Source organism: Dickeya oryzae, from assembly GCF_020406815.2.
Lineage (GTDB): Bacteria > Pseudomonadota > Gammaproteobacteria > Enterobacterales > Enterobacteriaceae > Dickeya > Dickeya oryzae.
In genome coordinates, this window is record NZ_CP162670.1 from 1,510,134 (window position 1) to 1,530,383 (window position 20,250).

The 20,250-nt window shown below is 54.8% G+C and carries 18 protein-coding genes; 11 read left to right on the forward strand and 7 right to left on the reverse strand.

Annotation, left to right across the window (positions count from 1 at the left end):
* The first annotated feature begins 310 nt into the window (after window positions 1-310).
* A complete protein-coding gene (sixA, locus tag LF929_RS06550) occupies window positions 311-811 on the forward strand; it encodes a phosphohistidine phosphatase SixA (protein ID WP_038905053.1) in 501 nt (166 codons plus the stop codon).
* A gap of 84 nt (window positions 812-895) precedes the next feature.
* On the opposite strand, the gene smrB is transcribed toward sixA, so the two are convergent.
* Window positions 896-1,438, reverse strand: coding sequence for an endonuclease SmrB (smrB, locus tag LF929_RS06555; RefSeq protein WP_038908566.1), 543 nt, complete (start codon window positions 1,436-1,438; stop codon window positions 896-898).
* Between the two features lie 329 nt (window positions 1,439-1,767).
* Between smrB and prmB the strand changes: the two genes are divergently transcribed.
* From prmB to LF929_RS06585, 6 genes are all read left to right on the forward strand, one after another.
* Complete coding sequence (gene prmB / locus LF929_RS06560; protein ID WP_016941130.1) at window positions 1,768-2,700, forward strand: 50S ribosomal protein L3 N(5)-glutamine methyltransferase; 933 nt, start codon at window positions 1,768-1,770, stop codon at window positions 2,698-2,700.
* Between the two features lie 72 nt (window positions 2,701-2,772).
* A complete protein-coding gene (aroC, locus tag LF929_RS06565) occupies window positions 2,773-3,858 on the forward strand; it encodes a chorismate synthase (RefSeq protein ID WP_012885445.1) in 1,086 nt (361 codons plus the stop codon).
* An 84-nt stretch (window positions 3,859-3,942) separates the two neighbouring features.
* Window positions 3,943-4,773, forward strand: coding sequence for a penicillin-insensitive murein endopeptidase (gene mepA / locus LF929_RS06570; protein WP_023640260.1), 831 nt, complete (start codon window positions 3,943-3,945; stop codon window positions 4,771-4,773).
* A 3-nt stretch (window positions 4,774-4,776) separates the two neighbouring features.
* Window positions 4,777-5,577, forward strand: a complete 801-nt coding sequence (locus LF929_RS06575; RefSeq protein WP_016941128.1) for a sulfite exporter TauE/SafE family protein — start codon at window positions 4,777-4,779, stop codon at window positions 5,575-5,577.
* Window positions 5,577-6,140, forward strand: coding sequence for an elongation factor P hydroxylase (locus LF929_RS06580; protein ID WP_012885442.1), 564 nt, complete (start codon window positions 5,577-5,579; stop codon window positions 6,138-6,140). Before LF929_RS06575 ends, LF929_RS06580 begins: the two co-directional genes overlap by 1 nt.
* A 35-nt stretch (window positions 6,141-6,175) precedes the next feature.
* Window positions 6,176-6,454 carry a YfcL family protein gene (locus tag LF929_RS06585; RefSeq protein WP_012885441.1) on the forward strand — a complete coding sequence of 93 codons (279 nt, stop codon included), beginning with the start codon at window positions 6,176-6,178 and terminating at the stop codon, window positions 6,452-6,454.
* A gap of 63 nt (window positions 6,455-6,517) precedes the next feature.
* Here LF929_RS06585 and LF929_RS06590 read toward each other — a convergent pair whose 3' ends face one another.
* Entirely contained in the window at window positions 6,518-7,411 is an 894-nt protein-coding gene (locus tag LF929_RS06590) for a LysR family transcriptional regulator (RefSeq protein WP_016941126.1), read from the reverse strand.
* A 188-nt stretch (window positions 7,412-7,599) separates the two neighbouring features.
* On the opposite strand from LF929_RS06590, the gene LF929_RS06595 reads away from it, so the two are divergent.
* From LF929_RS06595 to LF929_RS06605, 3 genes are all read left to right on the forward strand, one after another.
* A complete protein-coding gene (locus tag LF929_RS06595) occupies window positions 7,600-9,018 on the forward strand; it encodes a coniferyl aldehyde dehydrogenase (protein WP_226093331.1) in 1,419 nt (472 codons plus the stop codon).
* 93 nt (window positions 9,019-9,111) lie between these two features.
* Complete coding sequence (locus tag LF929_RS06600; RefSeq protein WP_038908564.1) at window positions 9,112-9,789, forward strand: type 1 glutamine amidotransferase domain-containing protein; 678 nt, start codon at window positions 9,112-9,114, stop codon at window positions 9,787-9,789.
* A gap of 24 nt (window positions 9,790-9,813) precedes the next feature.
* Window positions 9,814-10,443: a glutathione S-transferase family protein gene (locus LF929_RS06605; protein ID WP_210176491.1), complete on the forward strand. Its 630-nt coding sequence runs from the start codon at window positions 9,814-9,816 to the stop codon at window positions 10,441-10,443.
* A gap of 164 nt (window positions 10,444-10,607) precedes the next feature.
* Here the strand turns inward: LF929_RS06605 and LF929_RS06610 are convergent, their stop codons facing one another.
* From LF929_RS06610 to mnmC, 3 genes are all read right to left on the reverse strand, one after another.
* Complete coding sequence (locus LF929_RS06610; RefSeq protein WP_226093330.1) at window positions 10,608-10,952, reverse strand: hypothetical protein; 345 nt, start codon at window positions 10,950-10,952, stop codon at window positions 10,608-10,610.
* A 273-nt stretch (window positions 10,953-11,225) separates the two neighbouring features.
* A complete protein-coding gene (locus tag LF929_RS06615) occupies window positions 11,226-12,884 on the reverse strand; it encodes a methyl-accepting chemotaxis protein (RefSeq protein ID WP_210176490.1) in 1,659 nt (552 codons plus the stop codon).
* A 784-nt stretch (window positions 12,885-13,668) separates the two neighbouring features.
* The gene (gene mnmC / locus LF929_RS06620) at window positions 13,669-15,705 is read right to left on the reverse strand and encodes a bifunctional tRNA (5-methylaminomethyl-2-thiouridine)(34)-methyltransferase MnmD/FAD-dependent 5-carboxymethylaminomethyl-2-thiouridine(34) oxidoreductase MnmC (RefSeq protein ID WP_226093329.1); all 2,037 of its coding nucleotides are present in this window, start codon (window positions 15,703-15,705) and stop codon (window positions 13,669-13,671) included.
* A 158-nt stretch (window positions 15,706-15,863) separates the two neighbouring features.
* On the opposite strand from mnmC, the gene fabB reads away from it, so the two are divergent.
* Window positions 15,864-17,081: a beta-ketoacyl-ACP synthase I gene (gene fabB / locus LF929_RS06625; protein ID WP_038908559.1), complete on the forward strand. Its 1,218-nt coding sequence runs from the start codon at window positions 15,864-15,866 to the stop codon at window positions 17,079-17,081.
* 129 nt (window positions 17,082-17,210) lie between these two features.
* Here fabB and flk read toward each other — a convergent pair whose 3' ends face one another.
* Both flk and LF929_RS06635 read right to left on the reverse strand, forming a co-directional pair.
* Window positions 17,211-18,422 (reverse strand): flagella biosynthesis regulator Flk, encoded by a 1,212-nt coding sequence (flk, locus tag LF929_RS06630; RefSeq protein ID WP_226093328.1) that lies wholly within the window; start codon window positions 18,420-18,422, stop codon window positions 17,211-17,213.
* A 296-nt stretch (window positions 18,423-18,718) separates the two neighbouring features.
* On the reverse strand, window positions 18,719-20,236 hold the full coding sequence (locus LF929_RS06635; protein WP_016941117.1) for a tripartite tricarboxylate transporter permease: 1,518 nt from the start codon (window positions 20,234-20,236) through the stop codon (window positions 18,719-18,721).
* Between the last annotated feature and the right edge of the window lie 14 nt (window positions 20,237-20,250).

Below are 20,250 nucleotides of genomic sequence, written 5' to 3' on the forward strand. Positions count from 1 at the left end.
CTCATACTGATTTCCCCCTGATAAAAGCAAGGTTAATTGCCTGAAAATACGGGGTGTTGGCGGTGCCGACGCGAACGTAATGGTAGGGTGGGATGACAATGGCGGTGCTCCATACAGGGGGTTGGTTGCGATTCCCTGACAATTGGGGTAAAAAAATGCGCTTTGCGTCGGTCAAAACACCATCAGCAAGACGAGGATGGTCTCCGACACCAGGCTGTGACCTGTCGCAAAACGGCATTGTGCCGATTCAGTTAATCTACAGCTATCCCCAGGGATTTATTGCCCTTTTTCATCAATATAGCGGTGTAATATGCAAGTTTTGATCATGCGTCATGGTGATGCCGTACCTGACGCCGCCAGTGATGCACTCCGGCCGTTAAGCCGCCGGGGAGATGAAGAATCTCGTCAGATGGCAGCCTGGCTTAACGATCAGGCGATTGATATTGAGCGGGTACTGGTGAGTCCCTATGTGCGGGCTCAACAGACGTTACAGGTCGTAGCCGATGTCATGCCACTACCGGAAGAAAGTGAATGTCTGCCGGAGTTGACGCCGGGCGGTAATGCCGAATTAGTGTGTGACTACCTGCTGGCGCAGGCGAAAGAAGGCACCAGCGCCGTGCTGGTGGTCTCTCATCTGCCGCTGGTAGGGTATCTGGTCGCCGGGTTGTGCCCGGCTGAGAATGCGCCCATGTTTGCCACCTCGGCCATTGCCTGCGTCGAACTGGATGATGCATCCGGAACCGGCGTTTATCACTGGCAGGTTTCCCCCTCTCAGTTAGCCGCTAAAGCAGCCAAAGCAGCCAAACTCTGAATCGTCGATGCCCCGGGCGGTGAGCCGCCTCGGGGTGAGGGTGGCGATGGACTGTGGCTGACAAGTTGCGTCGACGATCAGTGGTTATTCATCGTCAGTGCTTTCTTGTGCCACCAGTACCAGCAAGGCGGCATCACCGCCGAATTCTTTCGGTGCCTGATGGAATGCCAGCACATCCGGGTGTTGCGCCAGCCACAGCGGTGTTTGTTGTTTGAGAATGTGTTTACCATGACCGTGCATCACGCAGGCACAGTAAACATGTTCGCGCTGACAGGCGGCCAGCAACGCCCCGAGTTCCTGCTTGGCTTCCAGTTGCGTCAGCCCGTGCAAATCCAGAAACAGCTCCGGTGAGTAATCTCCCCGGCGTAATTTCTTCAACTCATAATGGCTGGCACCGGGACGGATATAACGTGTCGGCCCGTCGTTTTCCAGTTGCGGTTGAAACTCATCCGAAAAATAGAAGCTGGCGTCCACCTGCTCCTGAATCATTCGCCGGGGCGGCATTACGCCGGGTTTATGACGAACCGGACGGTGGACATAGGTATCCTGACGCAACCGGGTGGCACCCGCTACCGACGTGCGGAAAAGCGCCTGTTCCTCGTCATCAAGCATGAATTTTTTTTTCATTAGTGCGTTACTCTGTCTCGTCGCCGTTCTGTTTCAGAATAGAAATACGGTATCGGTATAGAAATAGGTATCGATGTAGTCTACCTGTTCCGTGCCGGTGGCTAAACAAAACCTTATCATGCTGAGTCCATTCCCCCACCGGTTTCCCCGGCCCACGCTGTCTGGCGGTGATATCTGCTGATTTGTCGCCGTCTTCATGGCAAACTATTGCGCTTATAGAAAGCAGTACGTTTATAGAACCAGTAAGGTTATAGAAACCAGTACGGTGACAGACACACGCGATCACAAAAATCAGCGATCGCAGCAACAGTTGTTTGCGGAGAACACACTTGGACAAAATTTTCGTCGATGAGGCGGTCAACGATTTGCATACCATTCAGGATATGCTGCGCTGGGCGGTGAGCCGGTTTAATGCCGCCAACGTCTACTATGGCCACGGTACCGATAATCCCTGGGATGAAGCGTTACAGTTGGTGCTGCCTACGTTGTTTCTACCGGTTGATATTCCAGAAGACATGTACCAGGCCCGGCTGACCTCCAGCGAGCGTCATCGTATCGTTGAGCGCGTGATTCGTCGTGTTAACGAACGTATTCCCGTAGCGTATCTGACGAATAAAGCCTGGTTCTGCGGACTGGAGTTTTACGTTGATGAGCGCGTGTTAGTCCCCCGCTCACCGATTGGCGAGCTGATTAACCAGCGCTTTGCCTCGTTGCTGCCAGCTGCCCCGCGTCATATTCTCGATTTGTGTACCGGTAGCGGGTGTATCGCTATCGCCTGTGCGCAGGCTTTCCCTGAAGCAGAAGTGGATGCGGTGGATATTTCCGCCGATGCACTGGCCGTCACCGAACAGAATATTCAGCAGCACGGTATGGAATATAACGTGACGCCGATTCGCTCTGATCTGTTCCGCGAACTGCCTGCGATTCAGTATGATCTGATTGTGACTAATCCGCCGTATGTCGATGAAGAAGACATGGCCGACCTGCCACAGGAATACCGCTTCGAGCCGGAATTAGGGCTGGCGGCAGGCAGCGACGGCCTGGCATTGGTGCGTCGGATTATGGCGTGCGCGCCGGACTACCTGGCGGAAGACGGGGTGCTGATTTGCGAAGTCGGCAATAGCATGGTGCATTTGATGGATCAGTACCCAGACATTCCGTTCACCTGGCTGGAGTTCGACAATGGCGGCGACGGTGTGTTTATGCTGACCCGCTCTCAATTGCTGGATTGTCAGGCGCATTTCAGCGCTTACCGGGATTAATTATTCTGCAGGATGGCAGGCGGTGTGTTCCCGTCTGCCGTACTGATGTTTTTTCAATGCTAAGGAGCCGTGATGGCAGGAAACAGTATTGGTCAGTTTTTCCGTGTCACCACCTTTGGTGAGTCCCACGGTATTGCGTTGGGATGTGTGGTAGATGGCGTACCGCCGGGTATTCCGTTAACCGAAGCCGATTTGCAGCACGACCTGGATCGTCGTCGTCCGGGGACGTCCCGTTATACCACCCAGCGCCGTGAGCCGGATCAGGTTCGCATTCTGTCTGGGGTATTTGAAGGGGTGACGACGGGCACCAGTATCGGTTTGTTGATTGAAAATACCGACCAGCGTTCACAGGATTATAGCGCCATCAAGGACGTATTCCGTCCGGGCCATGCCGATTACACCTATGAGCAGAAATACGGTATCCGCGATTACCGTGGCGGTGGCCGTTCTTCTGCCCGTGAAACGGCGATGCGTGTGGCTGCTGGTGCCATAGCCAAGAAATACCTGCAACAACAGTATGGTGTGGCGATCCGTGGTTATCTGGCACAGATGGGCGATGTGGTGTGCGAACTGAAAGACTGGGAGCAGGTAGAGCAGAACCCGTTTTTCTGTCCGGACCCGGATAAACTGGAGGCGCTGGATGAACTGATGCGTGCTCTGAAAAAAGACGGTGATTCTATCGGTGCGAAGGTGACGGTGGTGGCAGAGTCCGTCCCGCCGGGACTGGGTGAGCCAGTGTTTGACCGTCTTGACGCCGACCTGGCCCATGCACTGATGAGCATCAATGCGGTTAAAGGCGTAGAGATTGGTGACGGCTTTGCCGTGGTCAACCGTCGCGGCAGTGAAAACCGTGATGAAATCACCCCGGATGGTTTTCAGAGCAACCACGCTGGCGGCATTCTGGGCGGCATCAGTAGCGGCCAAACCATTTCCGCCCATCTGGCGTTGAAACCAACATCCAGCATTACCGTGCCGGGCCGCACGATTACCCGCGACGGTGAAGCTACGGAAATGATCACCCGTGGTCGACACGACCCTTGCGTGGGTATCCGTGCTGTACCGATTGCCGAAGCGATGATGGCGATCGTGTTGATGGATCACCTGTTGCGTCAACGGGCGCAGTGTGCCGATGTGATCTGTCAGGTACCGCGCTGGTAAGGCGGTAATACACCGTTCTCGCAGGCCATAACGAACGACATCAACAAATCGAATTACAACAGTAGATCGAATGACGACAATAGAATGAAAACAAACTGGATTGGGATGGCTGCGCTGCTGTTTTGCAGCGCCGTGCTGGCGAAAACACCGTGGCAGGAAATAACGCATCCGGTGGCAGGCCAGCCTCAGGCCATCGGCGCGTTTGCCAATGGCTGCATCGTCGGGGCACAGCCGCTGGCGTTGCAGTCGCCTGATTATCAGGTGATGCGTGTTGATCAACGGCGCTATTTTGGTCATCCGGACCTGCTGGCGTTCATCCATCGGCTTAGCGCCACGGTCCACCGCACCACCGGTGGTACGGTGTTGATCGGTGATATGGGGATGCCAGCTGGCGGGCGTTTTAGCAGCGGCCATGCCAGTCATCAGTCAGGTCTGGATGTGGATATCTGGTTACAGCTGCCCCGCCAGCGCTGGAGCCAGCAACAACTGTTGCAACCACAACCGCTGGATCTGGTCCTGGCGGATGGTAAAAACGTCAACCCGCGCGTCTGGTCGCCAGATGTACTGAAACTGGTGAAAACAGCGGCGCAGGATAACGACGTGACGCGCATCTTTGTGAACCCTGCCATCAAAAAGCAACTGTGTCTGGAAGCGGGTAGCGATCGCAACTGGTTGCACAAGGTGCGACCGTGGTTTGCCCATCGTGCCCATATGCATGTGCGCCTGCGTTGTCCGCCGGAAAGTCTGGAGTGTCAGGAGCAGGACGCACCGCCAGCGGGCGATGGGTGCGGTGCCGAACTGAACAGTTGGTTCCAGCCGCGTCAACCGGGTACACAAGCGCCGGTGAAAACAACGCCGCCGCCGTTACCGCCATCCTGTCAGGCATTACTTGATCGTCATTTGATTGCGGACTAATTCATGGAATGGTTTGTTGTCGGGCCAGATATTCTGGCCTTGTTGTTTTTGGCTAGCGTGATTGCCGGCTTTGTCGATTCAATCGCTGGTGGCGGCGGGTTGTTGTCTATCCCGGTGTTGCTGGCGGCGGGGCTCTCCCCGGCACAGGTACTGGCGACCAATAAATTGCAGGCGGTGGGGGGATCGTTTTCCGCCAGCCTGTATTTCATGCGCCGCAAAGCGGTAGATATGAAAATACTCAGGCTGACCGTGCCGCTGACGTTTCTGGGCGCGGTATTCGGTGCCTGGCTTATCCAGCAGATTCATGCTGACTTTCTGCGCAAATTGCTGCCGGTGCTGGTGATTGGCATCGGCCTCTATTTTTTGCTGATGCCAAAAGTCGGGGATGAAGATCGGCATGCCCGCCTGTCGTTGCTGCCGTTCTCTTTGTTAGGCGGGGCCTGCGTCGGGTTTTACGACGGCTTTTTCGGGCCGGGAGCCGGGTCGTTTTACGCACTGGCGTATGTCACCCTGCTGGGGTTCAATCTGGCCAAAGCTACCGCACATGCCAAAGTACTCAACTTCACCTCCAATTTTGGCAGCCTGCTGTTTTTCATGCTGGGCGGTCAGGTGGTCTGGGGGGTGGGGCTGGTGATGCTGGTAGGACAAATTATCGGTGCCCGGCTGGGTGCCAGAATGGTGCTCACCAAAGGACAAAAACTGATTCGCCCGATGTTGGTTGTTATGTCTGCCCTGATGAGCATTAAATTGATTCACGACAACCACGGCAGCGAGATTGCTCGCTGGCTGGGACAGCTATTTTGATGACGATGTTGACTGACACTGAAAGTACTCACCATTACGAACAGTTGATCACTATTTTCAACCGGTGTTTTAGTGAGCAATACAATACCCGTCTGGTGAAAGGCGATGACGAGCCTATCTACCTGCCGGCTGACGAACAGGCGCCGTATCACCGCATTGTGTTTGCGCATGGGTTTTATGCCAGCGCGATGCACGAAATTTCGCACTGGTGTATTGCCGGTGAAGAACGGCGCAAATTGGTGGATTTTGGTTACTGGTACTGCCCGGATGGGCGTGATGCCGAGACTCAGAGCCAGTTCGAAGTGGTGGAAATCAAACCACAGGCGCTGGAATGGATGTTTTGCGTCGCGGCCGGGTTCCCGTTTAATGTCAGCTGCGACAACCTCAGTGGCGATGTTGATCCGGACCGTATCGCCTTTCAGCGCCGGGTACACGCACAAGTGATGGTCTATCTGCAACAGGGCGTACCCAGTCGGCCTGCGCGTTTTATCGAGGCGTTGCAGGACTATTACCACACCGCGCCGCAAACGGCGGCGGACTTTCCTTATCCAGCCGATCTGTGATGTTCGGCAACGACTCCAATAACTAAGGACTATGAATGATCGCAGAATTCGAGGCGCGCATCCTGACGCTGATTGACAATCTGGTAGAGCACGGCAGTGATGATGAGCTGTTTGCCAGCGGTTACCTGCGCGGTCACCTGACGCTGGCGGTGGCGCAAGTCGAAGCGCATGACGAGCAGACCGCACAGGCGCTGCATGCTCGGGTTCAGGAAAGTCTGGACCAGGCGATTAAAAACGGTGAGTTGTCGCCGCCTGATCAGGCGCTGGTCGCCCAGGTGTGGGAAGCGCTTTACCAGCAGGCGCAACTGCCTTAATACCGCTCAGGCCGACATGGGCGATGCCTGTTCGGCCTGCTAACGTGTTTTTACGCGGGGTCGTTAGCCGTGCTTTTGCCTTAACCGAAACAGCAACGCCTGCCGGGCATGGGCGACGCGTGGCTGACGCAGCGCACTCGGTTGCCAGAGTAAATAGTAACTTCGGCTGGCCCGTGCCACCGGCGCGGGAATTTCAGCCAGCTCTCCTCGCTCGATATACGGTGTGCAGAGATAAGCCGGGAGCGCGCTCCAGCCAAATCCCTGGCACAATAAACTGCACAGTGCCCGTAAGTCCTGCCCGACCATTGCCGGAAGAATGGCGGGTGCCTGTACCCGATTAGCGGCAAACCAGTTATCGATAAGCGGCAGTGTCAGGCTGTAGGCCAGCAGCGGTTCGGTTTGCATGGCTGCCAGCGTATCCGGTGTATTCAGCAGACGTTTGACCACCTGCGGTGCGGCGACCGCCATGATTTCATCGGTCAGCATCAGTTCGCTTTTTAAACGCGCGTCATTCGCCGGGGCCGCTGAGATCCCCAGGTCGCAATACCCTTCGATAAGACTTTGGGTAATCACGTCATAATCCCCGGTTTGCATGCGAATGCGGACCCCCACCTCCAGCAGTGGCAACAGCTGCTTAGCCACGACTTCGGCCAGAAAATCCGCATGACCAATAATTTGTAGCGCCCCGGCCAGTTCCAGCGAACGTGCCTTTGCCGACGCCAGTGCGTTTTCCGCTTCATCCAGTCGGTCACCAATATCTGCCGCCAGTTCATCGGCAACCGAGGTCGGGACGACCCCACGCGTTTGGCGCGCAAACAATGGATGCCCAAGCGATGCTTCCAGACCGGCGATGTGTTGCGATACCGCAGGCTGCGTCAGGTTCAGCGTGCGGGCGGCACCGCTAATGGAACGCTGTCGATACACCTCAATAAAGGTTCTTAGTCGAACGAGAGACATCGTCTACCCATAAATTTTTTTATACCTATACCTAAATATGCTAGTTGGTCACAGTGTATTAACATCAGTAAAGTGCGCTCTATCAAAGCATAACTGTCTTTTGTCAGAAAATCGCCTTGCAAACAGCAAAGAAAATTTATACCCGCAGGGTGGAAAAGACGGCATCCCCTTTTTAAGGAGCGACTACGGTGTCATTAGTACAAACAAGCAACGATTTAAAAGCGATACTGCAGACCATGAAGAATGCCCACCTTGCCAATGGGCCTGCCGATGCGGCGCTGCGTCGTGACCGGTTGGTACGCAGTGCTCAGCTGATTCGGGAAAATTATGAATCGCTCAGCAAGGCGATGAGTGCGGATTTTGGTCATCGCAGCCGCTATCAGTCGCTGGTGGCGGATATGGCGACAACCGTAAAAACGCTGGAGCATTCCGCAGAGCACGTTGAGAAGTGGATGCAGCCGGAGTGTGTCGACAGCCCGATGCCGGGAATGCAAAGTTGGATACAGCGCCAGCCACTGGGCGTTGTTGGGGTGATAAGCCCATGGAATTTTCCCATCAATCTGGCGTTTGGCCCGCTGGCTGGTGTCTTTGCCGCTGGTAACACCGCCATGCTCAAACCTTCCGAGCTGACACCTGCCACCTCCGAATTGCTGGCTGAACTTATCGCACGCTACTTTGACCCACTGGAGCTGGAAGTGGTGCTGGGGGATGCCACCATCGGCGCGGCGTTCAGTAGCCTGCCGTTTGATCATCTGGTCTTTACTGGCAGTTCTGCTGTCGGGCGTCATGTCATGCGTGCTGCCGCAGAAAATCTGGTGCCGGTGACGCTGGAGCTGGGGGGCAAATCACCGGTGGTTATCGACCATGACGCCGATATCAGTCTGGCCGCGCAGCGTACCCTGACGGTGAAAACCTTCAATGCCGGGCAGATTTGCCTGTCTCCGGATTATGTCCTGTTGCAGGACGCGCAGATTGACGCCTTTGTTCATGCCAGCAAAGCGTTTATGACGCAGGCATTTCCGACGCTTCAACACAACCCGGACTATACTGCCATCATTTCGCCGCGGCACTATGAGCGCCTGATCGCGCTGTTAGCTGATGCGGCAAGCAAAGGGGCGACACTGGTGAGCCTTGCGCCATCGGGTGAACCGGACATGGATGCCGCATCGCGCAAAATCGCGCCACATCTGGTACTGAATGCTACCGATAACATGCACATCATGCAGGAAGAAATTTTCGGGCCGCTGCTGCCGATACGCACCTGTGCGTCACAGGAGGAGGCGATAGCGTATATCAATGCCCATCCTCGTCCGTTAGCGGCGTATTACTTTGGTCAGCAGGCTGAGCGGCAAACCACATTCGCAGAACGTACCACGTCTGGGGCGCTGGTGATTAATGACGTGATGACGCATGCCAGTATCGATGCGCTGCCGTTTGGTGGCGTCGGGGCTTCCGGTATGGGGGCGTACCACGGCATTCACGGTTTTCGCCGTTTTAGCCACGACAAACCGATAGTGATCCAGAATGAAGAGGGGACATCCAGTCTGCGCCTGCGAGCACCCTACAGCGATAAATTGTCTCAGCTTGAAGCGTTTCTGAAAGGCTAATTCTGAACGGTTCATGTATTTGAACGAGCAATGTTTTTTAACGGTTAACGTAAAAGCACCCGCGAAATAAAAGGTGATGTGAGGAGAATGACAATGAAAGTATTGATGGTATTAACATCCCACGATCAACTGGGAAATACGGGTAAAAAAACCGGTTTCTGGCTCGAAGAGTTTGCCGCACCTTACTATGTGTTTAAAGATGCGGGTACCGAGATTGTTCTGGCGTCGCCGGCAGGTGGGCAGCCACCACTGGATCCGAAAAGCGATTTGCCGGACTTTCAAACTGAACTGACCCATCGTTTCAAAGCTGACCCTGCCGCTCAGCAGGCACTGGCATCGACGGTAACACTGGACAGCGTCCGCATGGAGGATTTCGACACGGTATTTTATCCCGGTGGGCATGGCCCGTTGTGGGATCTGGCCGAGTCAGCCACCTCGATTGCGCTTATCGAAGCGTTCGAACGGGCGGGGAAACCTATCGGCTTCGTGTGTCATGCACCTGGCGTATTGCGCCATGTCAAAGCCGCTAATGGTGAGCCGCTGATCAAAGGCCGTCGGGTAACCGGGTTTACCAATTCGGAAGAAGCCGCGGTGGAATTAACCGATGTGGTTCCGTTTTTGATTGAAGACGAGTTTCAAAAACTGGGCGGTGAATATAGCAAAGGCCCTGACTGGCACCCCTATCTGGTGGAAGACGGTAAGCTGGTAACCGGTCAGAACCCGGCCAGCTCGGAAGCGGTCGCCCACGCATTGTTAAAGCAACTGGCTTAATTGGCTAAAAAGGAAATCGGCAGCATGGTCATAAAGCTACATCATCTGAATGAATCGCGCTCTACGCGCATCCTCTGGTTGCTTGAAGAGGCACAGCTTCCTTATGAGCTGATCCGCTATCAGCGCAATCCGCAGACACAACTGGCACCGGAAGAACTGAAGGCTATTCACCCGTTGGGTAAATCACCGGTGGTTGAGATTGATGGCAAGGTGATTGCCGAGTCAGGGGCGATTGTGGAGTACATCATTCGTCGATACGCGCCACATCTGGCACCTGACGAACAGGACGAGAGCTATGTCGAGTATCTGCAATGGATCCATTTTGCAGAAAGCTCTGCCATGTTGCCGGTGTTACTGAAAGTATTTAACCAGTTTGAGAAGAAAAGCGGCCAGACACTGCATTTTCTGGATGACTATGCTGACACGGAATTCACAAAGGTATTTTCTTATCTGGACAATTACCTTGCTTCACGCGAGTTCATTGTCGGGCAGTGCCTGACCGGGGCCGATTTTATGCTGGGGTTCGTGGTGCAATTGGTCACAGAGCGGTTTAATTTGGGGCAGCAGTATCCTCATCTTGCCCGTTATGTGGCGCGCCTTGCTGACACACCAAGCTGGCAGCGGACAAAACATCTGGAGTCCACTCCGGCATAAAGGGCCATCGCAGGGGAGGCTGTCAGGGTCTCCCTTCGATATGCGCCCAGAGAAAAAGATCTCTGCGCTGTAAAACCGTCGGCCTGATAGTACGGATGGCTGACGGTTCTTCGTGGTGAAGGGGCTTATTAATGGCGTCCTGCACTATCTATCTGTCTATCTAGCTAGCAAAAGCGCTCCACATCAGACAGCGTTCGAATATTGATGAGCAGGTTTTCAAACAGCCGTAATGCAATACCAATACTGTTGATGTTGTAATAGAGCGCGGCATCATGCTGCTGCAAATAATGTTCGAATGTCGGTTTAGTAAGCATCTTGCTGATCGCAATCTGCCGTAAGCTCACGTGGCGGCAATTGTTGAGATAACTCTCGAACGATCGGTAATCGCTGTTAAGCAACTGCGCCAGCAAGGCCGTGAGCTGTTCAAATTCATCAACCAGTAACGCATGGTTGTCCCTGTTTTCCCTGTCGTGTTCGTCGCAGTGCATATTGTCTTTGTCGCAGTGCATAATGGTTGTTTTCCTTATTGTGTTATAGAACCTTATCCCAATAAGCAATTTTCTCGCCATCTTGCCTCTGGCTGGTGCATCAATTTGCGCGCACTTAACCGTTATGGATGACGTGTGCATGCGGCATCGATTACACCGGTTGGGAGAGGTTCTTAACCGGTTATCTGCGGTGGATACCGGTCCATCGCACCAGAGCAGGCTCTGATGCGATGGATTTCAGGCGGGTGGAAACCCCACGTTAATCAAAACGTTGATAATGGAAAGCGTCGGTTATCAGAAACTTTCCCAACTTGTTTCCCCGGCGGTGGCGACACGCTTTTTGGTGGGTGACAGAAGGCGTGGCGCGGGGGCTGATGGCGTGCCACTGGCAGCCAGTGCCGCCGCCGCATGATGACCGACGGTAAACTGCCCCACCAGTTGGTTTAAGATCAGCGCTTGTTCCTGCAAGGATTGCGATGCCGCCGAGGCTTCTTCCACCAGCGAGGCGTTTTGTTGCGTGACATCATCCATCTGATTGACGGCCTGATGCACCTGGTCAATTCCTTTGCTTTGCTCTTCGGTGGCGGCAGAGATTTCACTCATCAGGTCGGTGACTTGCTGAATGGCCTCTTTCATGGACGACATTTTTTTGCCCACATCGCCTGCCTGCTCGGCACCGGTCAGGATCAGGGCGTTGGAGGTATCAATCAAGTCCTTGATTTCACGCGCTGCGGTAGAGGAGCGTTGTGCCAGCGTACGCACTTCACCGGCAACAACCGCGAATCCACGCCCTTGTTCCCCGGCACGAGCGGCTTCCACGGCAGCGTTCAATGCCAGAATATTGGTTTGAAACGCGATGCCTTCAATCAGGGCGATAATATCGGTGACTTTACTGCCGCTGGTGCGGATCTTATCCATGGTATCAAGCATGGTCGTGACCGCGTCGGCGCTGCTGACGGATATCTGGCTGGCATTGCCTGCCAGCATGCTGGCCTGTTGCGTGTTTTCCGCATTCTGACGCACGGTTTCACTAATTTCCGTCATGCTGGCGGCGGTTTCTTCAAGCGAGGCGGCCTGCTGTTCCGTGCGGGAAGAGAGGTCTTCGTTACCGGCAGCGATTTGCGTTGCGGCGCTGCCAACCGATTGCGCAGAAACACTGACGGAAGCCAGTGTGCTGGCGACACGCTGCATCAGCGCATTGAACGCCCGTGCGGTGATGCCGATTTCATCTTTACGCTGGTCGTCCGCTTTGAGCGTTAAATCCAGTGTTGTACTGGCTGTTTCCATCACCTGGCTCATGTTGCTGAGGCTGTTGCGAATGCTCAAAATCGTTTTGATCGCCAGGAAGCTGGTCAGCAACAGTGTCAACAGCGCACCACTTAATAGGCTTATCCAGCTCTGGTTATAAATGCGGGTGTTCGTCTGGCGCAGTTCATCGCCGATTTTGACATTCAAATCGACCTGTTTACGGTAGGTGGTGAGGATGTTGCGCAGGGCTTCACCGACTCCCCCCTCGCCTTGCAGCATACCCAAAGAGAGATCTTTCTGATTGGATTTTGCCGCTGTCAAAAAGGGCGGTAACGCCGACTGCAATTTTTTGGCATTGTCCATTGCAGCGAGGGCCAGCGCTTTGTCTTCATCATTGGAGATATCATTCTTCATATAGTAGTCATTGAGTGACTTGATATCCTCAAGGGTTTGATTAATGCTTTGTTCTATACCGGGTAATTTACTGCTGTCTGGCGTGGTTTGATAACGGTAGAGAAAAAGCCCCAGAGCGTTGCTTTTATCCACGGCGTTATTCAGGTCCTTAATACTGGCGACAGCATTATCCTGCATATAGTCGGCGCGAGCTTGAAAGCCGGATAACAATGACAGGGTAATCACAACCAGTGCGATAAGTGCCAGAGATAGCAGCGAAAACGTTAGTAACAGGCGTTGCGTAATATTCATAACCTCTCCGTTTTATTCCTGTGATGCGTCAGATTGCAGGTGTACTGGCTTTATTATTTTGCCCCTTCACGGGCGTCGCCCTGTGGGGTCGTGGTACGCGGTGTTCAATATTGGTGCGATAGACCGCGTCGCTTTTTCTCGTCGCTTGATTGACGTTATTGTCAGAAGGGCTACCGTGCCACTACGTCGTAATGATCATCACGTGTCCCAGGCTGAAAGTGCAGTGGGGGAGTCGTGATGAAAATGCCAGATTGGGTTCTGCAACCCGAACTTTTGGAATACAGCTCATGGTGTAAAGCGTGTGCTGAATCGTGGCGTGCCTGCGCCAGATAGGCCACCGACAACACGTGATTCATTAGCTGTTATCGGCATTGAAACCGGTGTCTTGATAATTTTGATCGAAAAAACCATTCAATGTGAAATAATTGATATGCTTTCCATATCGATATAGCGTTATTGATCGTCAAAATCATTCGTAATCCCTATCAACACCCTGCAGGGAAGAAAACGTTTGCGTAGCTAACTAAATGAAAAGAAAAATAAAACACTCATGAGCATCAGTGCGTCATGCCGTATTAATGGTAGGAGATCTTATGAGTGGTGGTTTGTGGTGGCGGCGTGAGAATTTCAACCGGGTATAGAGGCCCATCGAGCTATATATCAGCGATGCTACACAACATCACTGATGCTACATAGCAATGGGCTTATCATCTTTGCACTGTCGCGCACGATAATCGGGCCGTGTTGTCCTTCGAAGTCACAGCAGCCCGCGTCTTGTGGTCGGCTATTCTGCACTCGCGGGTATCGGGCTTTTGCCTTTGAGCAATTTTCTCACCCAAAAACGATTGGGGTGCAGCGCTGCCAGCGTATCACTTGCCAGCGGTAGCGGTTCGCCAAACAATTGCGAGGCCAGGATCTCAGCCGCCAGTGGCGCAGAGCATAAGCCGCGCGACCCGAGCGCGCCAATCAGATAGAGATTCGGCCAGGATGGCGCCGTTTTCACTGCGGAGCCAGCAGCAAGCTGCTCTTGCAGGTGCTGATATTCCGCCAACGTTTGGTGATAATCCGGTACCTGACCAAGCAGTGGTAGATGATCACGGATGGCGCAGCGCACGCCGCATCGAGCCTGTTGCCCGGAGATGTCTATCGACGTCGGCCAGTCACAGTCGGGCAGGCAGTCAATCAGCCGCTGACGGTTTTGCTGTTGATCGGTCTCACGGTAGTCGGTGTCGGTGTCGCCACGGTGATAACTGGCACCGATACAGTGTGTCTGGTGACGCGGGCTCACCGGCGTCAGGTAACCGTCATAGCACAGTACCTGGCGCAACGCAGACAGCGCCGGGGTGTCAGGAATGTGGCTGACCTGACCACGTACCGCATAAACGGGCAGGTGGCGCGTGTGTTCCCAGTCGTTTATCTGATGGCCGTTTGCCAGTACTACCGTGGCATGCTGCACCTGCCGCCCATCTGCCAGTGTCAATTGCCAGCCGTTGTCGGTGTGCGTGAGTGTCGTTACACCGGTCGATAAATGCACCTGAAGACCCTGCCGACACGCGAGCGCGCAGGCGGAGGCGGTCAGCTCGGATGGGCACAGCCAGCCGCCTTGCGGGTAGGTGATACCGTGGGTGTGCAATGCGACACCTGCCTGCTCGGCCAGAGCGTGGGCATCAACCGGTCGCACCAACGTATCGGGCCAGTTGCCCGCCAGAATCTGTGTTATCTTACGCGTGCTTTTTTCATCGTAGGCCAGTTGGCTGACGCCACACCAGTCATGTTCAAACGCCACGCCTTGTGCAGCGAGGTCGTCATAGCAGCGACGGGCGAAGCCAAACGCAGCGGCGAAGAACCCTGACAAGGCATCCTGCTTGTCGTTCAACAGCGGATAGAGTGCCCCCTGGCGATTGCCGGAGGCGCGTTGCCCCACCTGCTCGTCGGCGCAATACAGCGTGACCTGTGCGCCTCGTCGCAGCAGGGCGAGCGCGGTGAGTACGGCGGCAATGCCACCGCCGACGATGGCCACCTCCTGCGGGCTGGTGGCCGCCGGGCGTGCATACCAGGGCGTAGGGTGTAACGGTTCAGTACTGTGTGACACGGTGCCGCACAGCATTTCCCGCTTCTGCCCGAATCCTTTAATTTTACTGACCTGAAACCCGGCCTGTTGCAGACCCCGGCGAACAAAACCGGCGGCGGTGAAAGTAGCGAAGGTGCCCCCGGTTCGGCACAGACGAGCCATCGCGTTAAACAACGCATCGGTCCACATGTCCGGGTTTTTGGCCGGCGCAAACCCATCCAAAAACCAGGCGTCGACATGGCGTGTCAGGCTGTGGTCCAGCGTTGGCAGCAGGGTGTTGACATCGCCGAACCACAAATCCAGCGTGATGCGCCCCTCTGCCAGAATCAGCCGATGGCAGCCGGGTAGCGCCAGTGGCCAGTGCTGGCGTAATTCCTCGGCGAACGGTGCCAGCTCCGGCCAGCTGGCGTGCGCGGCGGCAAGGTCTGACTGGCGCAGCGGGAATTTCTCAAAACTGATGAAGTGCAGGCGTTGTAATGCGGCATCCGGCTGTTGCTGGCGAAATTGTATGAATGCCTGCCACAAGGTCAGGAAATTTAGCCCCGTGCCAAAACCCGTTTCCGCCACGGTACAGACCGGGCCTGCATGATGAAGGAAACGCTGTGGAAACCCATTGCCCTGTAAAAAGACATAGCGAGTTTCCGCCAGACCATCCTGGTTGGAAAAATAGACGTCATCAAATTGTTGCGATACAGGTGTACCCTGAGCGTTCCAGTTAAGGTCCGCATGCTGGATGGAAGGGCTTGTCACGACAACTAACTCATTATTCAGGCGATGGCGCGATTCTAACGAGTGGTTTATTAAGTCGCAAATTTGAGAAAAGTTAGTCTGATCGGACTTGTTCAGCTTACAACTGTACGCTAAAGTGCGGAGCTAAATCCAAACTCTACAAGCGGAAGAGGTATTGCATGAAACGTGCGGTGATTACGGGTCTGGGGATCCTGTCCAGTATCGGTAATAACAAAGAAGAAGTGCTGGCATCCCTGCGTGAAGGCCGTTCTGGCATAACATTCTCTCAAGAGCTGAAAGATTCCGGCATGCGCAGTCACGTCTGGGGTAATGTCAAGTTAGATACAGCAGGCCTGATTGAGCGTAAGATCGTGCGTTTCATGAGCGATGCTTCCATTTACGCTTATCTGAGCATGGAAGAAGCCATCAAGGATTCTGGCCTGTCGGAAGAGCAATATCAGCACAATCCGCGTGTTGGTTTGATCGCCGGTTCCGGCGGTTCTGCGCGTTCTCAGGTGTTTGGCGCTGATGCTATGCGCAGCCCGCGTGCTCTGAAAGCTGTTGGCCCTTACGTCGTGACCAAGGCGATGGGTTCTGCGGTTTCCGCCTGTCTGGCCACGCCGTTCAAAATTCAGGGCGTGAACTACTCCATCAGTTCTGCTTGTGCGACCTCCGCACATTGTATCGGTAACGCCGTTGAGCAGATTCAGATGGGCAAACAGGACATCGTGTTTGCTGGTGGTGGCGAAGAGTTGTGCTGGGAACTGGCGTGCGAGTTTGACGCCATGGGCGCGTTGTCCACCAAGTATAACGAAACGCCGACGCACGCTTCCCGTACTTATGACGCTGATCGCGATGGTTTCGTGATTGCTGGCGGCGGCGGTATGGTGGTAGTGGAAGAGCTGGAACACGCGCTGGCGCGTGGGGCGCACATCTACGCAGAAGTGATTGGCTACGGCGCTACCTCCGATGGTGCCGACATGGTCGCACCGTCAGGCGAAGGCGCGGTACGCTGCATGAAGCTGGCGCTGCAGGATGTCGATACGCCGGTGGATTACATCAATACGCATGGTACGTCAACGCCGGTGGGTGATGTAAAAGAACTGTGGGCTATCCGCCAGGTGTTCGGCGACAACGTACCGCCTATCTCTTCTACCAAAGCGATGACCGGTCACTCACTGGGTGCGGCTGGTGTTCAGGAAGCCATTTATTCACTACTGATGCTGGAGCACGGTTTCATCGCGCCAAGCATTAACGTTGAAACACTCGACGAGCAGGCTGTGGGCATGAACGTGGTGACTGAGCCGACTGAGCGCGAGCTGACAACAGTGATGTCCAACGGCTTCGGCTTCGGCGGTACCAACGCGGTGCTGGTGATGCGTAAATACGCACAGTAAACGCCAGAACCTTGTCATTGCGTAACAATACCGGGCTTGCCCGGTATTTTTTTGCCTGAAACTGGCTGACCGTCTATCCCCAACGCCTGCCTTTCTTTGGTGTTGTGACGCGTTAGAGCACTACCACAGTTAGAGTACTACCCACATCAGCAACGCCACGACCACAGCGGCGACTAACGCCAGACCGATAGGTTTATTGACCAGCGCCCGCCACTCCTGTGGCAAAGCCATGATCAGTGGGTTGATAAACGGCTGCATCGGTGTGGTGGTGGTGTCTTGTATCTGTTGCAACCGCCGCCGGTACAGAAAGGCCACCACATCGCTAACCTGCGAAGGGGTGAGCGGCATTTGCAGCGTGAGGTTCAGGGTATTACGGGTGAAATCCTGCAACAGTTGCTGCTCTTGTTGGTCGAGCGGTTGCTTTAGCGCCGCCTGTAACGTCTGCAACGTGGTCGGAATGTGCTGCTGTAGCAGTGCGCTTTGTGTGTTAATGAACTGACTTAACACGTGAAAATTCTTCGCCGGTATCGGGTCGCCGATTTTTAACCCCTGCATGTCCATCAGCGTATGCCAGACTTTAGCGGGCGATTCACCACTCAGAGCAACCAGTTTGGCAACCAACTGGTTGAGCTGGTTGTGTTCTGCGGGTAATAAGGCGCGGTCCAGCAAGGCGGCTGTTGAGGTATTAGCACCCAACCCGCCTGGTGCCACGCCCGCTTGTAACATCGCCGCCAGTTGCTGGGAGGTTTGCGGCAAGGGGGAGGGGATTGTGGTCGCGGTAGGCGTTTGTGCCAACGGGAGTGTTTGCCCGTTAGCCGTTTGACCAAGCGACAACGTGGCGTTAGCATCCGTAGACAACAGAGTGGCGGCCTGAGGCAACAGGCCGTTTTGTAGCAGCGTCACCACCAGTTTCAGTTGTGAAGGCGTCAGTGAACTTAACACGGTGTGACCAAACTGCTGGCGGATAAAGTCACTGGCCGCCTGACGGTTATTCCCCTGAGATAGCAGGCTGGTCAATTGTTGCAGCAACTGGCGGGTATCCTGTGAACTTTGTACCGTGCTCAGCCGGTTTTGCAAACTTTGTTCGGCGGCCGGAAACTGGCTGGCGAGCAGTTCCGCATTATTCTTGTTACCCAATTCTGCACGCACGGTTGCCCAGACTTCTGCGGGTTTGGCACCGCTCAGGGTGGAAATCTGCGTCACCAGCTTTTCCAGCGTGGTTCGTTGTGCCAGCGTTAACGGAAGGTCATCCGTCTGGGATGTCGCGGTTTTTGACAGCGTGGGGTCCAGCGTTTTTTCTCCCGGCAGGGAAACATTACCGGGATTACTGATCGGTTGCATGCTGCTCTCCTTACCGTAGACGCGTGACGGATTTCACCAGAGCCTGATGACGTTATCACCATGATCGGTGTTATCTGCAGGTTTATTGTCATCACAGCTGTTGTGATCATAACTATTGTCATCATAACAACGGTGCGGTATTCCCGATAGTCGTGGTGTATGAACCGGTTAATATTTCGTTAAGCAGGGCAAAAAGGCGAGAAAACGCAGGATGGGCGTGACGTCAGCACTGAGTGTGGGCAACGCAGCACGCGGGGTGAAGAACCCACGTGCTGCGTTAGAGATTAGCGGTGGTGTTATGTGCGTGGGACGGACTGAAGCTGAGCACGGCGATGTCGCCAGCGTTTCAATACCGGCGGTACCACCAGAATCAACACTGCCATCCCCAGTAACGTCTGGCTGATGTGCCCTTCCCACAGGATGGATAACCCGCCGTTGCTAATGGACAACGCACGGCGCAGGTTCTGCTCCAGCATTTCACCCAACACAAAGCCGAGGATCAGCGGCGACATCGGGAAGTGCATTTTGCGTAGCAGGTAGCCGAATACCCCCAGCCCGACCATCAGTAACAGGTCAAAGGTAGTGCTGTGTACGGCATAGACACCGACGGCGGAAATCGCGGCAATCGTCGGTACCAAAAACCACATCGGAATCGCCAGCATACGGGTAAACAGGCCAATCATCGGCAGGTTGAGCAGTAACAACATCAGGTTACCGATCAGCATGGCCGCGATGAGTCCCCAGACGATATCCGGTTGTTCGGTAAACATGGCCGGCCCCGGCGTAATGTTGTACAGCGTCAGTGCGCCCATCATCACCGCGGTGGTACCCGAACCGGGAACACCCAGCGTCAGCATCGGGATAAACGAACCACAGGCAGAGGCGTTGTTAGCCGCTTCCGGTGCCGCCACGCCACGAATGTCGCCTTTACCAAAACTGTCGCTGTTGCCGCTGATTTTTTTCTCCGTCATCCAGGCCATGGCACTGGCGATCGTGGCCCCCGCACCGGGCAGGATACCGACAAAGAACCCCAGCAATGAGGAACGTAATGTCGCCCCAACGCACTGCATGCCTTCGCGAACGTTAAACAGCATGCGTCCGGTGGCCCTGGTCAGCTTTTGTCCGCTTCCGGTTTGTTCCAGCATCAACAGGATTTCGCTCACGGAAAACAGGCCAATGACCACCACCACAAACTGAATCCCATCTGACAGATGGACACTGTCGAAGGTGAAGCGGTAGACCCCGGTGTTGGCGTCCACGCCGACTGTCGCCATCGATAAGCCGATCAGCGCGGCCAGAAACGATTTCAGCGGATTGTGACTCATCATGCTGCCAAGGCAAGCGATGGCGAACACCATCAGCGCGAAGTATTCCGCCGGGCCGAATGCCAGTGACCAGTTAGCCAATAGCGGCGCAAACAAAATGATACCGAGGATCGCGATACTGGAACCGACAAACGAACTGACAGCGGAAATCGACAGCGCCACCCCCGCTTTCCCTTGTTGCGCCATCGGGTAGCCGTCAAGGGCGGTCATGATTGCCCCCGCATCGCCCGGGACGTTAAGTAGAATGGAAGAAATACGCCCGCCGTACTCACAGCCGAGGTACACCGTCGCGAGCAGAATCAGCGCCGATTCCGCTGGCAGTTTCAACGCGAAAGCCAGCGGCATCAGAATCGCCACACCGTTAATCGGGCCCAAACCGGGCAACAGCCCGACAACGGTACCGATAAAGCAGCCGATCAGCGCAATCATCAGGTTTTGCGGCGTCATCGCCACCGCAAAACCTTGCATCAGAAAAGACCAGATATCCATGAACCTGTCTCCCG